General features: G+C 64.3%; 19 protein-coding genes and 1 pseudogene. 4 read left to right on the top strand and 16 right to left on the bottom strand.

The features are described 5' to 3' along the window. The first annotated feature begins 23 nt into the window (after nucleotides 1–23). The gene (locus ACEI37_RS07415; RefSeq protein ID WP_373376105.1) at nucleotides 24–455 is read left to right on the top strand and encodes an outer membrane protein assembly factor BamE; all 432 of its coding nucleotides are present in this window, start codon (nucleotides 24–26) and stop codon (nucleotides 453–455) included. Between the two features lie 347 nt (nucleotides 456–802). Next, the gene (locus ACEI37_RS07410) at nucleotides 803–1,267 is read left to right on the top strand and encodes an Lrp/AsnC family transcriptional regulator (protein ID WP_373376104.1); all 465 of its coding nucleotides are present in this window, start codon (nucleotides 803–805) and stop codon (nucleotides 1,265–1,267) included. Nucleotides 1,268–1,306: 39 nt separating this feature from the next. Here ACEI37_RS07410 and ACEI37_RS07405 read toward each other — a convergent pair whose 3' ends face one another. The 5 genes from ACEI37_RS07405 to ACEI37_RS07385 all read right to left on the bottom strand — a co-directional run bounded on the left by ACEI37_RS07405 (nucleotide 1,307) and on the right by ACEI37_RS07385 (nucleotide 7,051). Further along, complete coding sequence (locus ACEI37_RS07405; RefSeq protein WP_373376103.1) at nucleotides 1,307–2,530, bottom strand: diaminopropionate ammonia-lyase; 1,224 nt, start codon at nucleotides 2,528–2,530, stop codon at nucleotides 1,307–1,309. A 29-nt stretch (nucleotides 2,531–2,559) separates the two neighbouring features. Then, the gene (locus tag ACEI37_RS07400) at nucleotides 2,560–3,831 is read right to left on the bottom strand and encodes a Zn-dependent hydrolase (RefSeq protein ID WP_373376102.1); all 1,272 of its coding nucleotides are present in this window, start codon (nucleotides 3,829–3,831) and stop codon (nucleotides 2,560–2,562) included. A gap of 189 nt (nucleotides 3,832–4,020) precedes the next feature. Then, nucleotides 4,021–4,233 (bottom strand): hypothetical protein, encoded by a 213-nt coding sequence (locus tag ACEI37_RS07395; protein WP_373376101.1) that lies wholly within the window; start codon nucleotides 4,231–4,233, stop codon nucleotides 4,021–4,023. A gap of 7 nt (nucleotides 4,234–4,240) precedes the next feature. Next, nucleotides 4,241–5,665, bottom strand: coding sequence for an amino acid permease (locus tag ACEI37_RS07390; protein WP_373376100.1), 1,425 nt, complete (start codon nucleotides 5,663–5,665; stop codon nucleotides 4,241–4,243). Between the two features lie 138 nt (nucleotides 5,666–5,803). Continuing rightward, nucleotides 5,804–7,051 carry a MalY/PatB family protein gene (locus ACEI37_RS07385; RefSeq protein WP_373376099.1) on the bottom strand — a complete coding sequence of 416 codons (1,248 nt, stop codon included), beginning with the start codon at nucleotides 7,049–7,051 and terminating at the stop codon, nucleotides 5,804–5,806. Between the two features lie 127 nt (nucleotides 7,052–7,178). On the opposite strand from ACEI37_RS07385, the gene ACEI37_RS07380 reads away from it, so the two are divergent. Continuing rightward, nucleotides 7,179–8,066 carry a LysR family transcriptional regulator gene (locus ACEI37_RS07380; protein ID WP_373376098.1) on the top strand — a complete coding sequence of 296 codons (888 nt, stop codon included), beginning with the start codon at nucleotides 7,179–7,181 and terminating at the stop codon, nucleotides 8,064–8,066. 93 nt (nucleotides 8,067–8,159) lie between these two features. Here ACEI37_RS07380 and ACEI37_RS07375 read toward each other — a convergent pair whose 3' ends face one another. The 5 genes and pseudogenes from ACEI37_RS07375 to ACEI37_RS07355 all read right to left on the bottom strand — a co-directional run bounded on the left by ACEI37_RS07375 (nucleotide 8,160) and on the right by ACEI37_RS07355 (nucleotide 12,454). After that, a complete protein-coding gene (locus ACEI37_RS07375; RefSeq protein ID WP_373376097.1) occupies nucleotides 8,160–9,401 on the bottom strand; it encodes an MFS transporter in 1,242 nt (413 codons plus the stop codon). A 38-nt stretch (nucleotides 9,402–9,439) separates the two neighbouring features. Beyond that, nucleotides 9,440–10,468 (bottom strand): alcohol dehydrogenase, encoded by a 1,029-nt coding sequence (locus ACEI37_RS07370; protein WP_373376096.1) that lies wholly within the window; start codon nucleotides 10,466–10,468, stop codon nucleotides 9,440–9,442. Between the two features lie 287 nt (nucleotides 10,469–10,755). Next, nucleotides 10,756–10,893, bottom strand: a pseudogene (locus ACEI37_RS07365) (FAD-dependent oxidoreductase); the annotation flags it as partial. Then, complete coding sequence (locus ACEI37_RS07360; protein WP_373376095.1) at nucleotides 10,887–11,567, bottom strand: cupin domain-containing protein; 681 nt, start codon at nucleotides 11,565–11,567, stop codon at nucleotides 10,887–10,889. The pseudogene ACEI37_RS07365 and the gene ACEI37_RS07360, both read right to left, overlap by 7 nt. Before the next feature lie 113 nt (nucleotides 11,568–11,680). Then, nucleotides 11,681–12,454, bottom strand: coding sequence for an SDR family NAD(P)-dependent oxidoreductase (locus ACEI37_RS07355; RefSeq protein ID WP_373376094.1), 774 nt, complete (start codon nucleotides 12,452–12,454; stop codon nucleotides 11,681–11,683). 299 nt (nucleotides 12,455–12,753) lie between these two features. Between ACEI37_RS07355 and gcvA the strand changes: the two genes are divergently transcribed. After that, the gene (gene gcvA, locus ACEI37_RS07350) at nucleotides 12,754–13,665 is read left to right on the top strand and encodes a transcriptional regulator GcvA (protein WP_373376093.1); all 912 of its coding nucleotides are present in this window, start codon (nucleotides 12,754–12,756) and stop codon (nucleotides 13,663–13,665) included. 102 nt (nucleotides 13,666–13,767) lie between these two features. Here gcvA and ACEI37_RS07345 read toward each other — a convergent pair whose 3' ends face one another. The 6 genes from ACEI37_RS07345 to ACEI37_RS07320 form a co-directional block, all read right to left on the bottom strand. Continuing rightward, complete coding sequence (locus ACEI37_RS07345) at nucleotides 13,768–14,322, bottom strand: cysteine dioxygenase (protein WP_373377730.1); 555 nt, start codon at nucleotides 14,320–14,322, stop codon at nucleotides 13,768–13,770. 52 nt (nucleotides 14,323–14,374) lie between these two features. Further along, the gene (locus ACEI37_RS07340) at nucleotides 14,375–15,355 is read right to left on the bottom strand and encodes a Bug family tripartite tricarboxylate transporter substrate binding protein (protein WP_373376092.1); all 981 of its coding nucleotides are present in this window, start codon (nucleotides 15,353–15,355) and stop codon (nucleotides 14,375–14,377) included. A gap of 33 nt (nucleotides 15,356–15,388) precedes the next feature. After that, entirely contained in the window at nucleotides 15,389–16,576 is a 1,188-nt protein-coding gene (gene acdA, locus ACEI37_RS07335; RefSeq protein ID WP_373376091.1) for a 3-sulfinopropanoyl-CoA desulfinase, read from the bottom strand. Between the two features lie 19 nt (nucleotides 16,577–16,595). Further along, the gene (locus ACEI37_RS07330; RefSeq protein ID WP_373376090.1) at nucleotides 16,596–17,786 is read right to left on the bottom strand and encodes a CaiB/BaiF CoA transferase family protein; all 1,191 of its coding nucleotides are present in this window, start codon (nucleotides 17,784–17,786) and stop codon (nucleotides 16,596–16,598) included. A 191-nt stretch (nucleotides 17,787–17,977) separates the two neighbouring features. Then, a complete protein-coding gene (locus tag ACEI37_RS07325; RefSeq protein ID WP_373376089.1) occupies nucleotides 17,978–18,445 on the bottom strand; it encodes a PaaI family thioesterase in 468 nt (155 codons plus the stop codon). A 136-nt stretch (nucleotides 18,446–18,581) separates the two neighbouring features. Then, nucleotides 18,582–19,484 carry a LysR family transcriptional regulator gene (locus ACEI37_RS07320; RefSeq protein WP_373376088.1) on the bottom strand — a complete coding sequence of 301 codons (903 nt, stop codon included), beginning with the start codon at nucleotides 19,482–19,484 and terminating at the stop codon, nucleotides 18,582–18,584. Nucleotides 19,485–19,558: the final 74 nt, after the last annotated feature.

The following is a 19,558-nucleotide window of genomic DNA, read 5'->3' as shown; positions in this document are numbered from 1 at the left end:
AGAACATCAAGGAACTCGACACCATGTATGCATCGATAAAACACCACGCGGCGCCCTGCGCTGCCCTGCTGCTGGCGCTGGCGCTGACCGGCTGCGGCAACCTCAGCAAGATCGACGACCGCGGCGCCAGCACGGCGCCGGTCTGGCCTGAGATGACCGATACCACCATGACGCTGCGCGAAGGGATCTATCCCGACCCGGCCAAACTGGCGCTGGTCAAGCCCGGCATGACCAAGGACCAGCTCTACCACCTGCTGGGCCGGCCGCATTTCCTGGAAGGCTTCTTCTTTGTACGGGAATGGGACTACCTGTTCCGCCTGCAGACGCCGTCCGGCGACAAGGCGTGCCAGTACAAGATCCTGTTCGACAAGGATGTGCTGGCGCAGCAGTTCCTGTGGCGCGAGAAGGAATGTGAGGAAGCTGCCCGGGCTGTGACTGGCAAGGGCAAGGCCTGATGTAGCTGTGCCTGCCGCGAAGATCGGAAGTCGCTGTGTCCCGGTCTTCGCGGTGAAAGAGTCGAAATCGCCGGGTCCTGAATCCTGCGCTTCCGCCCATCTCGCCAGGCGCGCGGGCGATGAAGTCAGCAGTACGCCATTCCCAACAGGCGGGCCAACGCAAGGATGTCCGTTTGCACGCGGTCTATCCGGGACATCGTTGCACGCGCGCCTCTTGCGCCGGTCAAACGTCGCGATTTGAAGGCGAAGACGCCGGGGATGCCGCCATCCCTGGTCCAGGATGCGAAAATGACCGTTCCATGCCATGCGCAGGGCAACGGCCCTCGCGCGCAGAAGGGACCACGGCAATGCAACTCGACGCGTACGACCGCAAGCTGCTGCGGCTGCTGCAGGACAACAACAAGCTCTCGCAGCGACAGCTGGCCGATGCTGTCAACCTGTCACCGTCCGCCGTCAACCGGCGCATCGCCGCACTGGAAGCTGAAGGCGTGATTGTCGCCAACACCGCCGTGGTCGATCCCGCACAGGTCGGCAAGATGATCACGGTACTGGTCGAGGTGACGCTGGAGAACGAGCGGCTGGACCTGCTGGACGAGGTCCGCAAGCGCTTCGTCGACTGCCCGCAGGTCCAGCAGGTGTACTACGTGACCGGCGACTTCGATTTTCTGCTGGTGCTGGCCGTGGCGGATATGACCGAGTACGAGCGCCTGACGCGCGAGCTGTTCTTTGTCTCGGGCAACGTCAAGAACTTCAAGACACACGTCGCCATGCAGCGGGCCAAGGTGTCGCTGGGCGTGTCGATCGAGCCCTGAATGGGCTCGATCATGCATCGCGTCTTCAGTACGCCGGGCTCAGCGTGCCAGCCAAGCTGCCTGGCGCGCCAGGACGGATTCCGCGGATTCGCCCACCAGTTGCTGGTAGACGGTCGGAGCGGTGGCGCCTTCGGTATTGATCACCAGCACGCGGGAACCGGCGTCGAGGCCGGCCGCCGCGGACAGCGCCGGCTGCGCGCGCAATACCGCCAGTCCCGCGACGCCGGCCGCCCCCGATTCACCGGCGACGATAGGCACGTCCCCGTCCTGGCCGCTGGCCAGCCGATGCATCGCAGTCACGGCGTCGTCGTCGGCAATCGTCATGAAGACGTCCACGCTGGGTTCCAGGAAGCGCCAGGCCAGCGGCGAGGTCTCGCCACAGGCGAGTCCCGCCATCACCGAGTCGACCGAGCCGGTTGCGCGCGCGGGTCGCCCCTGCAGCGCACTTTGGTACAGGCAATCTGCCTGCGCCGGTTCCACCACGACGAATGTCGGCCGGCCGGCACCGAAGCGCTCCCACAGATAGCTGGCCACGCCGGCGGCCAGGCCGCCGACGCCCCCTTGCAGGAACACATGGGTGTACGGGCATGGCTGGCCGGGCGCGACGCCGCGCTGCGCCAGCACTTCCGCGGCAATGGCGCCGTAGCCCTGCATCACGTCGCGCGGGATGTCCTGATAGCCCTCGTAAGAGGTGTCGGAGACCACGGTCCAGCCGTTGGCGGCGGCCAGCCGGGCGGCTTCCTCGACCGACTCGTCATAGTTGCCGACGATGCGCACGATGCGCGCGCCGCAGGCGGCAATCGCGTCTTCGCGCTCCTGGCTGACGTTCGCATGCAGCACGATCACGCAGCGGCAGCCGAAGCTGCGCGCCGCGGCAGCCAGCGCGCGGCCGTGATTGCCGTCGGTGGCGCTGATCACGGTGAAGTCGCGCAGCAGCGCGGCATGGCGGCCGGCGATCAGTTCGAGCGGATCGAGACCGCTCTCCGGCAACATGCGCAGCACCAGCCGCACCAGCGCGATCGGCGCGCCGAGCGCCTTGAAACTGCCGAGCGGCGAGCGGGCCGACTCGTCCTTGACGCTCAGCTGCGCGATGCCAAGGCTCGCGGCCAGGCCGGGCAGTTCGCGCAGCGGCGTGGGCCCGGCGTTGAGCTGGTCCCAGTGCGACAGCCACGCGTGGCTACGCCCGGCTTCGGCGATGCTCATCAGTTGCCTCAGCTCGGCCGGATAGTCGCACAGGTGGGCGCGGGAATTGATGGTCAGCATGGGGGTATCTGCGGTCATTGGGGAAGGGATCACTCAGTGGTATGCCCAATGCGGGCGAGGATGACATCGAGCAGCACTTGCGCGCCCATCAGCAGCTGGCCGTCGTCGCTGTGCTCGCGCGGGTTGTGGCTGATGCCACCGCGGCTGGGCACGAAAATCATCGCCGCAGGGGTGATGCGCGCGATCATCTGGGCGTCGTGCCCGGCGCCGGAAGTCATGCGTCGATGCGTGTAGCCAAAGCGCGCCGCCGAGGCTTCGATGGCGCCGACGATGCCGGCATCGAAGCTCACCGGCTCGAAGCGCGCGAGCGGCTCGGTGCGGATCGTGACGCCCTCGGCTTCGGCGACTTCTGCCAGGAAATCCGCCAGCCGCGCTTCGGCACGCTTCAGCCGGCTTTCATCGGGATCGCGCAGATCGACCGTGAACACCGCCTTGCGTGGGATCACGTTGATCACGCCGGGCTCGACGCGCAGGCACCCCACCGTTGCCAGCGTGGTGCCGTCCGACGCGTTGGCCAGGTCACGCAGGAACGCCACCGCCGCGGCCGCCGCCCAGCCGGCATCGTGCCGCAGCCGGGTGGGCGTGGTGCCGGCGTGGTTGGCGTTGCCCTGTACCGTGACCTGTTGCCACGAAATCCCCTGCAGGCTCTCGACCACGCCGATCTGCGTCCCCTCGGCCTCCAGCACCGGACCTTGTTCGATATGGAGTTCGATGTACTCGTGCGGCACCACGGCGCCGGGTTCCATGTCGCCGGCATAGCCGATGCGCGCCAGTTCGTCGCCAAGCCTCGTGCCGTCGGTGCCGACCGTGTCGAGCGCCCGCTGCACGGGCAGCCCGCCGGCATACACCAGCGAGCCCATCATGTCGGGCTGGTAGCGGATGCCCTCCTCATTGGTGAAGGCGCCGATCATGATGGAACGGTTCGGCGTGACGCCGGCCTGGCGGAAAGCGCGCGCCACCGCGAGCCCGGCGAGCACCCCGTAGCAGCCATCGAGCGCACCGGCATTGGTGACGGTATCGATATGGGAGCCGGTCATCAGCGGCGCCTGCCTGCCGTCATCGGTCGCCGAGCGAAGGATGCCGAAGACGTTGCCGATGCGGTCGATGCGAACCTCGAGATCCAGCTCGCGCATCCATTGGACAACCTGGTCGCGGCCGGCTTTCTCGGCGTCGGTCAGCGCGATGCGGGTCCGGCCGCCGCCTTCGGGGTCGGCGCCGATTTCGCCAAGCGCCTGGATCTGGTCCAGTAGCCGTGCGCCGTCCAGCGAAATCGGGTTTCTCCGGGTGGGGGTGTGTTCCATTCGCTCTCCATGTCGGTCGGCCCCTCCGGGACGCTGGTGCGGCGACCTGGCCGTCGCAACGGAGGGATCACGTCAATGGTAGAGGCGGCGGGATGAAACACGCGCCCTATCCCGGGCGCGCAAACGCAACAACGGTGCAATTTCCGCGGCGGATTCGGCGCGGCGCTGCGTAGCGCGATGCGCAGCACATTACCGTCTGCGCGAACGGCCGCGCCGCCCGGCGCGGCCAGCTTCCCCCAGCACCAGCGCCCGGCCGATGGTGTCGAGCGCGTCGCGCATCAGCAAGGCTTCCTCGACATCGCTGGCATACGCGCTTAAATCCGACCAGGTCACATGGCGGAGCAACCTGGACAGAGCGGCTGCGCGCCGCTCGTCGAGCGCCAGTTGGAAAGTTGATGCCATCGCCGTCCTATTGCATCCCCGTTCCCGCATTGGGCGCCTCGGCCAGGGCCGGCTGTTCTTCCCTGGTGTAGAACTTGTAGGCGACGAAGACGATGGCGACCCACGACGCGGAGACGATCAGCGACATCCGCATATCCGGCAGGATCGCAATGCAGACCAGCACCGCGGCGATGAACACCAGCGCAATGTAGTTGCCATACGGGAAGAACGGCATCTTGTAGGACAGGCTGTCCGCTTGCCCGGTCTGGATCTTGAGCTTGCGGAAGCGCAGGTGGCTGACCACGATCGAGGTCCAGGCACACACCAGCGCGAACACCGTGATCGACGAGAACAGCTCGAACGCCTTCTCCGGCATCAGGTAGTTCAGCAAGACACCCGCGAACATCGTGGCGAACACCAGCATGATGGCGCGCGATGGCACATTGCGGCGGTTGACCGTGCCCAGGAACGCCGGTGCGTTCTTCTGCAGCGCCAGGTTGTAGAAGGTGCGGCTGTTGGTGAACACGCTGGCGTTCACGGCCGACAGTACCGCGGTGATGACCACCAGGTTCATGACCCCGGCCGCCGCCGGCACGCCGATCCTGGCAAAGACGTCGACGAACGGGCTGCCCTTCGCGGTCAGCGAGGTCCACGGGAAGATCATCAGCAGCACCGCAATGGCACCGACGTAGAAGATCAGCAGGCGCCAGAACGTCGCGCTGACGGCCTTGGGCATGGTGGTCTTGACATCCTTCGCTTCGCCGGCAGCCAGGCCGAGATTTTCGATGCCGCCAAACGAGAACGCCACCATCACGATCGAAAGCACCATGCCGCCGATGCCCTTGGCGAAGAAGCCGCCATGGTCCACCAGGTTGTGATGGCCGATGGGCTCGCCATTGTTGCCCAGGCCGAAGAAGATCATGCCGACGCCGAACACGATCATGGCGACGATCGCGGTCACCTTGATCAACGCGAACCAGAACTCGGCCTCGCCGTAGAACTTCACGCCGATCATGTTGACGCAGAACATCACCGACACGGCTATCAGCGCGGTCACCCAGATCGGCATGGTCGGGAACCAGAAATGCACGTAGTTGCCCAGAGCATTCAGCTCGGCCGCGCTGGTTGCCAGCAGGAAGATAAATGCGTTCCAGCCGTTCAGGAAGCCGGCAAACCGGTGGATATAGCGGTTCGAATAGGAAATGTAGGACCCGGAGACCGGCTCCTCGACCGCCATCTCGCCCAGCGCCCGCATGACGAAGTAGATCGCCACGGCGGCGACCAGGTACGTCAGGATGATCGCCGGACCCGCGGTCTTGATGGCCCACGATGACCCATAGAAGAGGCCGGTGCCGATCGCTCCGCCAATGGCGATCATCTGGATATGGCGGCTTTTCAGATCTCGTTTCAGCTCTTCCTGTTCATAGGACTGAGCGTCGATGTTCCTGCGCATTGCACTGTCTCCTGTGGTACATCTCTTTGTGATGCTTGTCGTTGTGAGTGGCTGTGCGACGGACGAGCGCCGTCCGCAGCCGATGGCTCCTTTTCCATCGACTGCCGGCTGGCTTCGTCTTGCGTTCGCTGAGCCGGATCAGAGTCCGGCGATGGCGGCAGTCAATCTGCCGATGGCTTCCTCCACGGTCGCGCGCGGGCATCCCAGGTTGACGCGCATGTAGCCGTGGCCTTCGATGCCGAACTTCTGGCCCTTGTCGAGCCACAGGCGAGCCCGGGTCAGCATGAACTTGTCCAGCGACGGCGCGTCCATGTCGAGGCCGCGGCAGTCCATCCATGCCAGGTAAAGCGAGTCGGCCGGCAGCACCTGGACGCGTGACGTGGCCCGATGCACCGACTCGCGGAAATGGTCGTGATTGGCGCGCAGGTACGCCAGCATCTGTTCGAGCCATGGTTCGCCGTGAGCATAGGCCGCCTCTGCGGCAACCATGCCCAGCGTATTGACTAGCGGGAACATATTGCGGTCGTACTGGCGGCGCAGTTCGTCGCGCAGGCGCCGGTTCGGCACGAACACGTTCGCGCTTTGCAGCCCCGGCAGGTTGAAGGTCTTGCTGGGTGCGGTGCAGGTGATGCTGTGCTGCGTAAACTCTTCGCCGAGCGAGGCAAAGGGAATGTGCTTTTTCTCCGGGTTGATGATCAGGTCCTGGTGGATCTCGTCCGAAATGACCAGGATGCCCCGGCGCAGGCAGATCTCGCCCATGGTCCGCAGTTCGTCTTCCGACCAGACGTTGCCGGTAGGGTTGTGCGGATTGCTCAGGATGAAGAGCTTCGTATCGTCGCGGATCGCCGCTTCAAAGACGGCCGGGTCGAAGCGGTAGCCGGCATCGGTGCGCTCCAGCGGCGCAAAGGCGAGATGGCGGCCGTTCATCAGCACGTCGTTATGGAAGTGCGCATAGACTGGCGGCTGGATCAGCACCGAATCGCCCGGTGCGGAGAATGCCTGGATGGCGGTCTTCAGGGTGGTGATGATGCCGGAGGTCTGCACCACCCATTCCTTTGCCACCTCCCAGCCGAAGCGCTTGCCCTGCCACGCGACCACGGCATCGACATAGCTGTCGGTCGCGCCGCCGGGGTAGCCGAAGATGCCATGCGCCACCGCCTCCTGCAGCGCGTCGATGACGGCTTGCGGCGAGCGGAAATCCATGTCGGCGACCCACATCGGCAGCGGCTTCGCGGCCGCCTCGTCCCGAGCGAGGAGTTTTTCAGGGATGGCCCATTTCATCGAGTGCGAGTTCGCGCGATCGATGACTTCGTCGAAAACGCTGCCCGCGCGGCCGGCTGCCCCAGCCGACATCTCGCCTTGCACTGCCGTTGCATTGACCTTCATGACTTCCTTTTCTCGCTATGGAACGGCGCCGAAGGGCGCCAGATGGACTCGATGGAGGCCAGCATAGCAACGCCATTACATGAAAAAAAATGGTATCTTTTCATGAACCAATGAGCTGGAGTCATGCGTGCTGGATCGCCAACATCTTGCGGCACTGGTCGCGGTAAGCCGTACCGGAAGCGTTACCGCCGCCGCGGAAAAGCTGAATGTCACGCAATCCGCGCTCTCGCACATGGTGAAGAAGTTGGAAGACCACCATGGCGTGAAGATCTGGACCAAGAATGGTCGCGGCCTGCGCTTTACGCAGGCGGGGGAATACCTGCTCGCACTGGCGGAACGCCTGCTACCCCAACTGGATCACGCCGAGCGCATCCTTGCGGACTTTGCCGAAGGGCGGCGCGGTGCATTGCGTATCGGCATGGAATGCCATCCCTGCCAGAAATGGCTGGCGCGACTGACGCCGCATTATCTTGCCGCGTGGCCGGACGTCGACTTCGATGTCCGGACATCATTCCGGTTCGACGGCGTCGCCGCGCTGCTCGGGCACGAGATCGACCTGCTGATCACGCCCGATCCGATCAAGGTGCCCGAGTTGTCCTTCACGCCAGTGATCGACTATGAGCTGGTGCTGGTCGTTCACGAGACCCATCCGCTGGCGGCGCAGCCTTACATACGGCCACAGGACTTGGTCGATGAAACGTTGATCACGGTCCCGGTCAGCATCGAGCGTCTCGACATTTACACCCGCTTCCTGGTCCCGGCGCATTGCCAGCCGCGACGCCACCGCACCGCCGAAGTGACAGACCTGATGCTGCAGCTCGTTGCCGCCGGGCGGGGCGTGGCCGTGTTGCCCGACTGGCTGGTGGAGGAAGAAGGCGCCGGCATGCCATTGCGGGCGGTGCCGCTCGGCAAGCACGGTATTCGCAAGCACATCAATCTCGGCATCCGCCGCGGCGACGAAGGCACCGCCTACATTGCAGGCTTTGTCGAGATGGCGCGGCAATCAGGCCGCTAGGCGGTTAACGTTTCTGCGGGCCACACGCCAGCCAGGCTTGATGCAGGGCTTGTAAGCACTGACCGGGCAGCAGGCTACCCGGCCACTACAATCTCACGCCATGCTTTGGTGTTCAGCTACGGCCTTGTTCCTTCTCATCGCCACGGCGAGCGCCACCAAGGCCAGCGCCAGTGGAACGAACGAAACCCACAGCACTGTGTTCCAGCCATAGGCGGACAACAGGCCGCCGGACGAAAAAGAGCCGATCGCCATCAGGCCAAAGACGATGAAGTCGTTGAGGGACTGCACTCGCGTCTTTTCCTCGGGACGGTGGCACTCCAGCACCAGCGTCGATGCGCCGAGGAACCCGAAATTCCACCCAAGGCCGAGCAGGATCAGCGTGGCCCAGAAGTGTGCCACGTCGACGCCTCCGAGTCCGACAGCGGCAGACAGCCCGGTGAGCGCCAGGCCCACGATCGCCACGCGGCTTGCTCCGAATCGCGCAATCAGAGAACCCGTAAAGAAACTCGGCGCGTACATCGCGATGACATGCCATTGCATCCCCAGGTTGGCGGAGGCCTGCGGATGCCCGCAGATGTGCATCGCCAGCGGTGCGGCGGTCATCAGGAAGTTCATCAACATGTAGGACACCGCGCCACAGATCGCGGCGGCAATGAAACGCGGCTGCCGTGCGATCTCGGTGAGCGGCCGGCCGCCCGCCATTTCTGCAACGCTGGGCCGGGGAAGCTTTACCCCGAGCAGAACGAACGCCGACAGCACTGCCACGAGGGCCTGCACCAGGAAGGTCATGGCAAATGTATGCCGCGGCCACAGATCCATGGTCCAGGTCACCAATTGCGGCCCGACCACGCCCGCGGCCACGCCACCCGCCATGACCAGCGATAGTGCCCGTGCGCGCCGGGCTGGAGCAACACCATCGGCTGCCGCAAAACGAAAGGACAGCACGACGGCGGCGTAGCTGCCTCCAAAGAAGGTGGCCACGCAGAACAGCCAGAACCAGCCCAGGATGACAGCAAGCATGGCCAGCAGGCCGGTCAATACACCGGCCCCGGTGCCTGCCAGGAAGGCAGCGCGCCTGCCGTACCTGCGGGAGACCGCCCCGATGGGCAGAATGCAAGCGGCCATGCCCACCACAAAGATGGAAATGGGCAGCGTAGCCAGCATGGGTATCGGCGCAAGCATATCGCCGACGATGGCGCCCGTGGCATAGACCACCACCGAGTTGGCGCCGGCCAGTGCCTGGGCGATGGACAAGCGCCAGATGTTGCCGCTCTGGACCCGGTCGGGGAGAAGACCGGAGGCGTTGAGGGCTGATTGGGTGTTGTGCTGGGTCATATTAGTATTTGGCCGCCCTGCTGAGTGGTGTAGCGCTTTCAACGGGGATTATCCATCGTCAGCACCATGCGGTATTTCGCGCGACCGGATTTCATCTTTTCGTAGGCCTGAGCTGCTTTCTCCAGCGGCATGGTTTCTATCCGGGGCCGCACATTCGCGAGCATACTGAAGTTCAACGTTTTTTCGTTGTCGTAAGGCGTACCCGTGAGCGATCCGAGGATGCTGCGTTGTCCGCCGACAAGCAGAGCTAGGGGAATGTGTAACGGGCTGCTGGCGGGGTTGAGAACAACCAGCCGCCCCTGGGGTGCCAGGCCTGGCAGCAATGCCGTAATTGCCTCGGCACGATCGATCATGGTCACGATGGCCTGGGCGCCGCCCATGGCCTTGAGCCGCGCAGCGGCATCTTCCTGACGGTTATCGATATAGAGATGTGCGCCCAGCGCCAGCGCGTCGCCTGCAATATCGTCGCCTCGCCCGATCGCCACGACCCGGAAACCCATGTTTCTTGCATATTGCAGCGCCATGTGCCCCAGCCCGCCGATGCCAAGGATAGCCACCGTATCGCCAGCTTGCGCGCCGCACTTCTTCAAGGCGTTGAAGGTAGCAATACCTGCGCACAGGATAGGCGCGGCCTCTTCTGCGCCAAGCCCATCTGGAATGGCTACGAGACCGGTGCTGCGCGCCAGCATCATCTCGGCGTAGCCGCCGTCGACGGTGGCGCCGACCACAGGCTGGTTCAGGCAAAGCTGGAGCCGCCCCTGCCGGCATTGCACGCATTCGCCACAGTGGCCACCCAGCCGGCCCACGCCCACGCGCTGGCCTGTCGTCCAGATCGATGGCGTGCCTGGGCCCACCGCCAGGATTCGGCCAACCACCTCGTGACCGGGCACACGCGGCGGCTGCGCAGCAGGGCCTGTTCTTTCGATGTCGGCCGCATCCGCTCCGCAGATTCCGCAGGCTTCCACCCGGATCAGCACCTCTGCGACGCCAGGCTGGGGCGCAGCCCGCTCCACAAGCTCCAGAACGCCTGGCCTGCTGATCTGCATGGCTTTATAGGTAGGCTTCATCTCGACACTCCAAGGTCTCTTCTGGTCCCGCGCGGCGCGGAAAGGCAATCACTGCAAAAGGGAATGTGCAGTATTGCCAGCCGTCAACGCGGCCACGGCCCGCCGGGCAGCGTCCACTGCGCCTGCGACATAGCCGCCAAACTCCGGCGACCATTCGCTGGCAATTCCGGTGAGCCGGTTGCACCAAACGCCGGACACCGCGCAGGAAGGCAATGGCAACATTTGGTGCGCGCCCACCTTGTTGTCGGCCTCCAGCGCGGTGTAAGGGTCGCGCGCCGAGTCTTTCAGACAGAAGCGATCCGCCCGCCCGAGGCGTCGCGAGCTTCCAGCAACACGTAATCCCGGATGCCACGTTGCTCCAGCAAGTAGGCCGCGTACAGGCCACTCAGGCCGCCGCCGATGATGGCAATGCGTTCGGTCAGCATGACGCGCCCGCCAGGCTGACGGGGTTCGCGAAACGTCCGGTCTTGAGGTACACGCAGGCCCCGCATCTGCCTGCGACGAGATCCGGATACGTCCCCGGCGGCAGCCGCACCCAACTGCCCCGCTCGTATTCTTGCGCATGCTCCCGCAAGCTGCCCTCCACTACCAGCATTTCGGCACTCTCTACCGGACCGCCTAATACGGTGGCGCCCGCCGGTATGCGTTCGAGCGAGACATGTTCGATGCCGTCCGAGAACAGCGGGCAGCATTCACGACCATGCCTGACCGTCCAGCGCGACACATCACGCGTGTCGGCACGAACCGGGCGGGATTCTCCCCGCTGCATCTGGCCGAGTTTCACAAAGATGACCGCGCCCTCGGCGCTGGAGGGCTGGTGGCTGGAGCCCGGCGGGTTGCGCAAATACCAGCCGGCCGGATAGTGCGTGTCTCCTTCAGAGAACGTGCCCGAAAGCACGAGAATTTCCTCGCCTGCCGGATGTGGGTGGTGGGGAAACCAGGAATCGGGCGCGTAACGCACGATGCTGGTGGCGCGCCCTTTTTCGCCCCCCACTCGATTCAGCATCACGCGCTCGACGCCCGGCTGGGGCGAGGCGATCCACTGGTACTGATGTGGCGTGACGGCTGCGCGCAGCGAAAGATCCGGATTAACCAGCATGGGGACTCCTTTAATGACAAGCGGGTTCAGGACCGCGGCGGCCCGATGACCCCAGATCCCGCGACCTCGTAGACCCGCACGTCAGGCGCGGCGCGCAGGCTCGCCCCCCCGCATCAGTTGCGGCCAGCCATCACGCCACCATCCACGTCCCAGATTGCGCCCGTTACCCAACCCGCCTTGCCGGAGAGCAGGAAAACGACAGCTTCGGCAACGTCCCGCGGCGTACCAACGCGGCCGATGGGATGGAAGTTGTTGAAGCCTTGCAGTGCGCCATGCACTTCAGCCTTGGGAATGAAGCCCTCGTAGATCGGCGTTTCGACCACGGCAGGCGACACCGCGTTGACGCGGATGTTGCTGGAGGCCAGTTCCATCGCCAGATGCTGCGTCAGCGAATGCAGGCCGGCTTTCGCCATCGAATACGCCGAAGAAGGTGTGGCTGCAATGGCCTGCCTGGCCCACATCGAGCCGATGTTGACGATGGCGCCGGTTTTGCCTTGCGCGACCAGGTTGCTTGCGACCCGTTGGGTAATGAAGAAGAACGCCTTGTTGATCTTCATGTACTGGTCGTAGTCAGCTTCCGAATGCTCGAGGAAGGACTTTGGAAAGAACACGCCGGCGGCGTTCACCAGCAGGTCGATGTCGGCATGCTGCCCGTCGATAGTCTCGAGCAGTACGCGGACGCTCTCATCGCTGGCGAGGTTCACTGTCAGTGCCCAGACCGGCCCCAGTGCGGCCAACTCGCTGCGCGCCGCCTCGGTCTTTTCAGGGCGATTGCCCACGATCACCACACTTCCGCCTTCGGCGAGCACCATGCGGGCGGTCTCCAGCCCGATTCCGCTGGTGCCGCCGACGACCAGCAGCTTCTTGCCCTTGAACTGATTGCTCATATGAAATCCCTCTGCCTGTCTGATAGGCGAAATCGGGTTTAAAGAAAGGAGCCCGGCGAGGCAGCTCGTGCAAATTGATGTCCGAACCTGAGCGACAGACATGCATCGAAGAAGCGATGCCGCCATCATCCGGTCAATGCGACCTGAAAGGGAAACTATCCGCCAGAGTTGCGACAACGGCGCTCGGGACATGTGCCCCACCCGAGTAACTGTCTTGTATCACCGTCAATTCTTTGCCAAACCCACACTCTCGGCAAACGAGATAAAATTTCCGCGATTGAAAGAAAACCTTTACCACGATGAAGCTTCCGATCCATCTGAATGCGCTGCGCGCCTTTGAAGCCAGTGCCCGACACGAGAGCTTCTCTGCAGCAGCGGAGGAGCTCAACGTCACGCCCGCTGCCGTTGGCCAGTTGGTTCGGGGCCTGGAGGATTGGCTTGGCTTCCCGTTGTTCGTCCGGGGCAGCAGTGGTCGGGCACGTCTTTCTGCCACGGATGCCGCACTGCGCGCATTGCCGGACATCCGAGCCGGATTTGACAGGCTATCCCTGGGCCTGGAACGGCTGCAGGAGGGTTCCGTCCGTGGAGTACTGACCGTTACGGTCAGCCCCGCTTTCGCTGCCAAATGGCTGCTGCCACGCTTTGAGCGATTCCAGGCAATCTGCCCTGACACTGATATCCGCCTGGAGACCAACCTCAAACCTGTGGACTTCGTCGCGCAGCGGGTGGACATTGGCGTGCGCTACGGTACCGGCACATGGCCCGGACTGACTGCGGAAAAGCTCATGGAGGAGGAGGTGTACCCGGTTTGTTCGCCTGAGCTGCTGCGGCAGCATCGAACTCTGCGCCGCCCCGGGGATCTGGATGGCATCACCCTCATTCACGATCTCTCCATGGACGGCCATGCGGGCTTTCCCACATGGAACCAGTGGTTTCAGAAAATGGGCGTCTCCGGTGTAGCGACCGCGCGCGGTATGAAGATAAACAACTCCGCAGCGGTGTTGCAGGCAGCAAGCGAAGGACGCGGCGTGGCGCTGGCGCGCAGCGTCATGGCTCGCGACGATCTGGCGGCCGGGCGCGTGGTACGGCTTTTCTCAAAATTGAAATTCCCTTCCGAGTTGGCCTACTACGTCGTTTATCGGCCGGAGAGCGCTGCCTTGCCGAGGTTGCAGGCATTCCGTAACTGGTTGCTGAGTGAAGCAGCCTTATAGAACAAATAGAACCAGGCCTAACAGGACCAATGCCAGCGCGAGGCCGATCACATTCGACGCATAGACGGATATCGCCACTGTCGCGGCCGCGTTCACGGCCGGCTAGACGTTGGTGTAGCCGGAAATGAAGGTCTTCTGTTCCCCGGTTTGCTCGTCATAGACATGACGGGAAATCTTGCCGATGTTGCCGCCATACACATGAATGCTGATCGACACGCTGTCGTCGTAGGCATTCGCCACCCGGTGGATATCCCCGATCGACGGCGACACCCGATCGATATGGCCAGGCCTGAGCATATCCTTGCCAAGGGAACGCATCGGCTTCCCGGGCGCCACAACTTCGAATCGCTCCGAAGTCTCGGCACCACGCAGCATGCCGATGAGCGCCCACACAGTGTGGTCATGCACGGGCGTCTTCTGGCCCGGGCCCCAGACAAAGCTGACCACCGAGAACCGGTCGCTCGGATCGGCATGGAGCAGGTATTGGCCGTAGTACTGGGGATGCGGTTTCGCGTATGCCTCAGGCAGCCAGTTGTCCACAGCAACCAGTTCGCCAAGCAACTGCTCCCCGGCATCGAGGATGCGGCGCTCGTTGCCATTGGCGGTTTCTACGATCCGGGTCATTGCTGCGATAAAGTCGCTGAAAACCTTGGACATGGTCATGGGTTATCTCCTATGTGGGGTCAAAGCCCTGCTCTTCTACGCAGTGCTACTCGACCCGGATATTCGCGTCGCGCGCCACGGCGCTCCAGCGATCGACTTCGCTCAGCAGCAGCTTGCGCAGCACCTCCGGGTTGCCCCCGCCCGACTCGGCACCCTGGCGCCGCCATTGCTCGACGAAGGCCTCGTTGGCAAAGGCGCGGGCGGTGGCGCCGTTCAGCGCAGTGACGACCGGCGCCGGCGTGCCGCGCGGTGCGAACAGCCCGTACCAGCTGGCCGCGTCGTAGTTAGGCACGCCAGACTCGGCGATGGTCGGAAGATCCGGCAGGCTGCGCGAGCGCTGCCTGGAGGTCACCGCGAGCGCCCGCACGCTGCCGCTGCGGACGTATTGCAGCGCCGATGGCATGGTTTCGAAGTAGACCTGGATGGTCCCGGAAATCAGGTCGACCAGCGCGGGGCTGGAGCCCTTGTAGGGGACGTGCATCATCCGGGTTGCGGTCACGGCCTTGAACTGCTCCGCCATCAGATGGTGCAGCGTGCCGGTGCCGGGTGAGCCGTAGGCGAGCTTGTCGGGATTCGCCTTGAGGTAGGCGATCAGTTCGGCGACGGTCTTCACCGGCAGCTTGTTGGTCACCAGCAGCACATGGTCCACCCGCCCCAGGAAGCTGACCGGCACCATGTTGCGGATGTCGTAGGGCAGCGCGGGGTAGACGGTCTGCGCGATGGCGTGATGCGCTGCGCCGAACAGCAGGGCGTAGCCGTCCGGCCTGGCGCGCGCCACCACGTCCGCGCCGATGGTGCCGCCCGCGCCGGCGCGATTCTCGACGATCACCGATTGGGATAGCTCGCGCGCAAGCTGCGCCGAAACCAGTCTCGCCAAAATATCGACGGTCCCGCCTGGCGGAAACGGCGCGACCAGCCGCACCGGCGAAGCGGGATAGGCCCCGCTCGCTGCGCGCACACCCACGAGCGGCGCCATCGATCCCGCTCCGATACAGGACATGGCCTTGATGAAGTCTCTGCGCTTCATATCTTTGTCTCCTCCGTTTTTCTGCGACCGGCCTTACTTCGCCAGGTAGCCGTGTCGCGTTTGCGACAGCTTCATCTCGAGCACGCTCGCTGCCACCTGCGTTCTCAGGATCTGCGCGGTGCCGCCGGCGATGGTGAACATGCGGGCATCGCGGACGTGCCGCTCCATCGGGTTGTGGCGGCCATAGCCGGACGAGCCGTAGAGCTGCAGCGCATCGTTGGTGACCTTGTTGGCCGTCTCGGCGGCGAAGATCTTGGCGCGGGCGGCGCGGGCCATGTCGGGAAACTCTTTGCCGCTGCAGGCGGCCGAGTGCAACAGCAAGCGCGCGGCCTCGAGTTGCACCGACATATCGCTGATCATCCACTGCAGGCCCTGGAACTCGGCGATGGGGCGGCCGAACTGCTGGCGCGATTTCGCGTACCGCACGCCTTCCTCGAACGCAACCTGCGCGATGCCGAGCGCCACCGTGCCGGCGCCGACGCGCTGCGCGTTGTACGCGTTCATCAGCGCCGCGAAGCCGCGCTGCAGGCCGCCCGGCGGCACCACCAGCATGGACTTGTGGATCTTCAGGTCGCGAAACTCGATATGCGTCTCGGGGATGCCGCGCACGCCCATCGCGTAGAGACGGCGACCGATCACCAGGCCGTCGGGAGCGTTGCCGTCGCGCACGCAGATGAACGCGCCGATGCCCTGGTCGACGCCGTTATCGAACACGCGGGCGAAGATCAGGTGCAGGCGCGAGACACCGCCGCCGGTGATCCAGTACTTTTCGCCGTTCAGGATGTAGTCGTCGCCGACCCGGTCCGCGCGGGTGGTCATCTCGCTGGCGGCGCTGCCGGCGTTGGGCTCGGAGATGCAAATGGCGGGCTTGTCGCCGCTGAGCACGGCCGCGGCAGCGAGCTTGCGCTGCTCGTCAGTGCCATAGCGCAGGATGGCACCGATCGCACCCATGTTGGCTTCGACGGTAATCCGGCCCATGGTGGCACAGGCCTTTGCCATCTCCTCGATCACGATCACCGTATCGTGGTAGCTTCGCCCCTGCCCGCCCAGTTCCTTCGGGATCGTCATCCCCATGAAGCCTTCGGCCAGCAGCCGATCCACGTTCTGCCAGGGATAGGCCTCGGTCAGGTCGGTGTCGGCGGCAGTCGGTGCGAATGCGTTCTGCGCCAGGTCGCGCGCGGCCAGTTGCAGTTCTCTTTGTTCAGCGGTCAGTTCGAACATGCGTCTCTCCATTGGTTTATCAGTTGCCGAGCCAGTCTTTCAGGATCGCGTCGCGATGCTCGTCCAGCCGTGGCGGCGGTTTTCGATAGGTCGCGGGCGTCTCGGACAGCTTGAGCGGGTTGGCGAGCAGCCGCAGCTGGCCGTCCTTTGCCCATTCACAGGGCATGCGGATCTCAGCGCCACGCGCCTTGACATGCGGGTCGTTGAAAACGTCTTCGAGGTTGTTCACCGGGCCGCATGGCACCCCCGCGTCTTCCAGCGCGGCGAGCCATTCCGAACGGCCGCGTTGGCGTAGCGCCGCGGCGACCAGTTCGCAAAGCTCCTTGCGATTTGCCACGCGCGCCGGGTTGGTCCGGAACCGCGTGTCCGCAGCCAGGTGCATCAGGTCCGCGACCTCGCAGAACCGCTCGAACTGGCCATCGTTGCCGACTGCGAGGATCATCGGCGCGTCGGCGGTATCGAACACCTGGTAGGGCACGATATTGGGATGCCCGTTGCCCAGCCGCCGCGGCAGCACACCGTCGGCAAGGTAGTTGGTGGCGCCGTTGACCAGCCACGCAATCTGCGAATCGAGCAGCGACACATCGATATGCTGGCCGCGGCCATGCGCGGCGCGATACTGCAGCGCGGCGAGGATGCCCACCGTGGCATACATGCCGGTCATGACATCGGCGATGCCGACGCCGACCTTCATCGGCTGTCCGTCGGGCTCGCCGGTGAGGCTCATGATCCCGCCCATCCCCTGGATCAGGAAGTCATAGCCCGGGCGCTGCGCGTACGGGCCGGTCTGGCCGAATCCCGTGATCGAGCAGTAGATCAGCCTGGGGTACTGCGCCTTGAGCTGTTCGTACGACAGTCCGTAGCGCGTCAGCCCACCGACCTTGTAGTTCTCCACCAGCACGTCAGCGTGTTGCAGCAGGTCATGGATCAGTGCGCGCCCTGCCTCCGACGCCAGATCGATCGCGATCGAGCGCTTGTTGCGATTGGCGCTGAGGTAGTACGCGCTTTCCTGCGTCGGGTTGCCGGCAGCGTCCTCGATGTATGGGGGGCCCCATTTGCGGGTATCGTCGCCTTCCCCAGGGCGCTCGACCTTGACGACATCGGCGCCAAGGTCGCCAAGCAGTTGCGTGGCGCTCGGCCCGGCCAGAATCCGCGACAGGTCCAGGACCTTGATGCCGGCCAGCGCCAGGCGGTCAGGAGGCACGTTCATTGCGCACCTCGCAAGCATGGGGCCGCTGCGCCACCGCCTTCTATGGCAATACTGCGGTCCGGCGTTCTACTGCTTCGCATGACAAGATCTCCTTGCTGGTCATGCGATCGATTCTAAGAATCCGGGTCTGACAACCTCAATTGAATTGCGGCGCAAGGAGAGGAGAAACCCCTAGGCAGCCGCCAGTGTTGTCATTTGCGCAGGGCGATGGCAAGCATCTCGGCAGTGGCGCAGAGGGTCTCGCCCGCCGTGAGTGTCATCTCAACCCACACCTTGCGGCCGTCGATGGCTTTCAGCTTGCCCGACACCGTCAGGACCTGCCCCTGCGGCGTGGGTGCAAGGAAGTTGACGTGGAGTGAAGCGGTAACGAACCGGCCCAAGGGTTCCGAGGGGTCGTCCGACTGCTGCCTGTGAAAGGCGGCAGCGGACGCCGTGCCGTGGCAATCGAACAGCGATGCGATCATGCCGCCGTAGACGTTGCCGGGCACGCCACCGCTGTACATCGGGTCCGGTGTGAAGCGGGAAACCGTTTCGGCGCCGTTCAGGTAGGTCCTGAGTCCGTTGCCATGCGGGTTGGCGACGCCGCACCCATAGCAGTGGCTGTTCTCGGGGGAATATTCTTTCTGGATCCAGGCGTCGGCGGACTCGATATCACTCATGGTCAAGAGGCGGTGGTGGCCGGTCCCCGTTTCGCCGCGGCATGCGGCGGGCGGGTTCCGGCAAATGCCCCGAGGCTAAGAGCGGCCTCGCTCATGTGCAATTGAATCGGTTTTCAATGCGCGCCGGACCACGGCCTCAGTACCTGGCCACGCTGAACCGCTTCGCCTCCTGCCACAGCGCCTTGGCCGCGGGCGACAGCTTGTTCTCGCCCAGGCATGCCAGACCGATGCTGCGGCGGGTCTGCGGCAGCAGCGGAACATAGCGCACGCCAGGATACGTATCCGGAACTGCGAGCCGGGCCAGGATCGAGACGCCTTCGCCACGGGATACATACTCCAGGATCGACATAATCTGCAGCAGCTCGTGCGCGATCGTGGGCCGGCAACCATGGCGCGCGAACAGTCTCTGGATCAGTTTCTGCGAACCCGCGCGCGTCATGATGAACGGAAAGCGGGTGATATCGGCGAGCTGGACTTCGGGCTGCGCGGCCAGCTCATGGTCTGCCGGCAGCACCGCAACCAGTTCGTCGACCGCCAGGGTAATGGTCTCGAAATCGGGCTTGGGCAAGGTGACCGCGGCCAGCTCGATGCGGCGCTCGATCAGGTCCTGGCTGGTTTCCTCGTCCGGCCGTTCAGTGACGACCACGCTCACGCCCGGATACCTGGCCCGGAACTGCTGCAGCAGCGCAGGCAGCGCGTGCAGCGACGCACTGGCGCCGAACGAGCCGATGCGGATCAGCCCGGTCTTCAACTCCGCGCCGGCACGCGCAGTGGCGGTCACCAGCTGCAACGAGGCGAACACGTCCCGCACATGCGGCAGCACCTGTTCGCCAGCGTAGGTCAGCGACAGGCCGCTCTGGTTGCGCTCCACCAACTGGACCCCGAGTGCATCCTCCAGCGCCCGCAACGCGTGGCTGGTGGCGGACGGCGTCATGCCGAGCTTGGCGCCAGCGCCCGCTATGCCATCGGAAGAAACCAGTGCGAGGAGCAGCTCCAGTTGCCGCAGGGTGGGGTGCTGAGCTCTTTCAGACTTGCGCATGGACGATCCGGAGGCAAAACATCGAGTGTTGAGGCGGATCTCATCCACCCCGTGGATCGCTGAAAATAGAGTCA

It is taken from the genome of Cupriavidus nantongensis, assembly GCF_041726985.1.
Lineage (GTDB): Bacteria > Pseudomonadota > Gammaproteobacteria > Burkholderiales > Burkholderiaceae > Cupriavidus > Cupriavidus nantongensis_A.
This window is presented reverse-complemented; position numbering and strand designations above follow the sequence as displayed.

What these genes read in the sequence shown, in the direction of transcription:
- ACEI37_RS07415 (WP_373376105.1), top strand. Translation starts at nt 24, where the DNA reads ATGTATGCATCGATAAAACACCACGCGGCGCCCTGCGCTGCCCTGCTG.
- ACEI37_RS07410 (WP_373376104.1), top strand. Translation starts at nt 803, where the DNA reads ATGCAACTCGACGCGTACGACCGCAAGCTGCTGCGGCTGCTGCAGGAC.
- ACEI37_RS07405 (WP_373376103.1), bottom strand. Translation starts at nt 2,530, where the DNA reads ATGCTGACCATCAATTCCCGCGCCCACCTGTGCGACTATCCGGCCGAG.
- ACEI37_RS07400 (WP_373376102.1), bottom strand. Translation starts at nt 3,831, where the DNA reads ATGGAACACACCCCCACCCGGAGAAACCCGATTTCGCTGGACGGCGCA.
- ACEI37_RS07395 (WP_373376101.1), bottom strand. Translation starts at nt 4,233, where the DNA reads ATGGCATCAACTTTCCAACTGGCGCTCGACGAGCGGCGCGCAGCCGCT.
- ACEI37_RS07390 (WP_373376100.1), bottom strand. Translation starts at nt 5,665, where the DNA reads ATGCGCAGGAACATCGACGCTCAGTCCTATGAACAGGAAGAGCTGAAA.
- ACEI37_RS07385 (WP_373376099.1), bottom strand. Translation starts at nt 7,051, where the DNA reads ATGAAGGTCAATGCAACGGCAGTGCAAGGCGAGATGTCGGCTGGGGCA.
- ACEI37_RS07375 (WP_373376097.1), bottom strand. Translation starts at nt 9,401, where the DNA reads ATGACCCAGCACAACACCCAATCAGCCCTCAACGCCTCCGGTCTTCTC.
- ACEI37_RS07370 (WP_373376096.1), bottom strand. Translation starts at nt 10,468, where the DNA reads ATGAAGCCTACCTATAAAGCCATGCAGATCAGCAGGCCAGGCGTTCTG.
- ACEI37_RS07360 (WP_373376095.1), bottom strand. Translation starts at nt 11,567, where the DNA reads ATGCTGGTTAATCCGGATCTTTCGCTGCGCGCAGCCGTCACGCCACAT.
- ACEI37_RS07355 (WP_373376094.1), bottom strand. Translation starts at nt 12,454, where the DNA reads ATGAGCAATCAGTTCAAGGGCAAGAAGCTGCTGGTCGTCGGCGGCACC.
- gcvA (WP_373376093.1), top strand. Translation starts at nt 12,754, where the DNA reads ATGAAGCTTCCGATCCATCTGAATGCGCTGCGCGCCTTTGAAGCCAGT.
- ACEI37_RS07345 (WP_373377730.1), bottom strand. Translation starts at nt 14,322, where the DNA reads ATGTCCAAGGTTTTCAGCGACTTTATCGCAGCAATGACCCGGATCGTA.
- ACEI37_RS07340 (WP_373376092.1), bottom strand. Translation starts at nt 15,355, where the DNA reads ATGAAGCGCAGAGACTTCATCAAGGCCATGTCCTGTATCGGAGCGGGA.
- acdA (WP_373376091.1), bottom strand. Translation starts at nt 16,576, where the DNA reads ATGTTCGAACTGACCGCTGAACAAAGAGAACTGCAACTGGCCGCGCGC.
- ACEI37_RS07330 (WP_373376090.1), bottom strand. Translation starts at nt 17,786, where the DNA reads ATGAACGTGCCTCCTGACCGCCTGGCGCTGGCCGGCATCAAGGTCCTG.
- ACEI37_RS07325 (WP_373376089.1), bottom strand. Translation starts at nt 18,445, where the DNA reads ATGAGTGATATCGAGTCCGCCGACGCCTGGATCCAGAAAGAATATTCC.
- ACEI37_RS07320 (WP_373376088.1), bottom strand. Translation starts at nt 19,484, where the DNA reads ATGCGCAAGTCTGAAAGAGCTCAGCACCCCACCCTGCGGCAACTGGAG.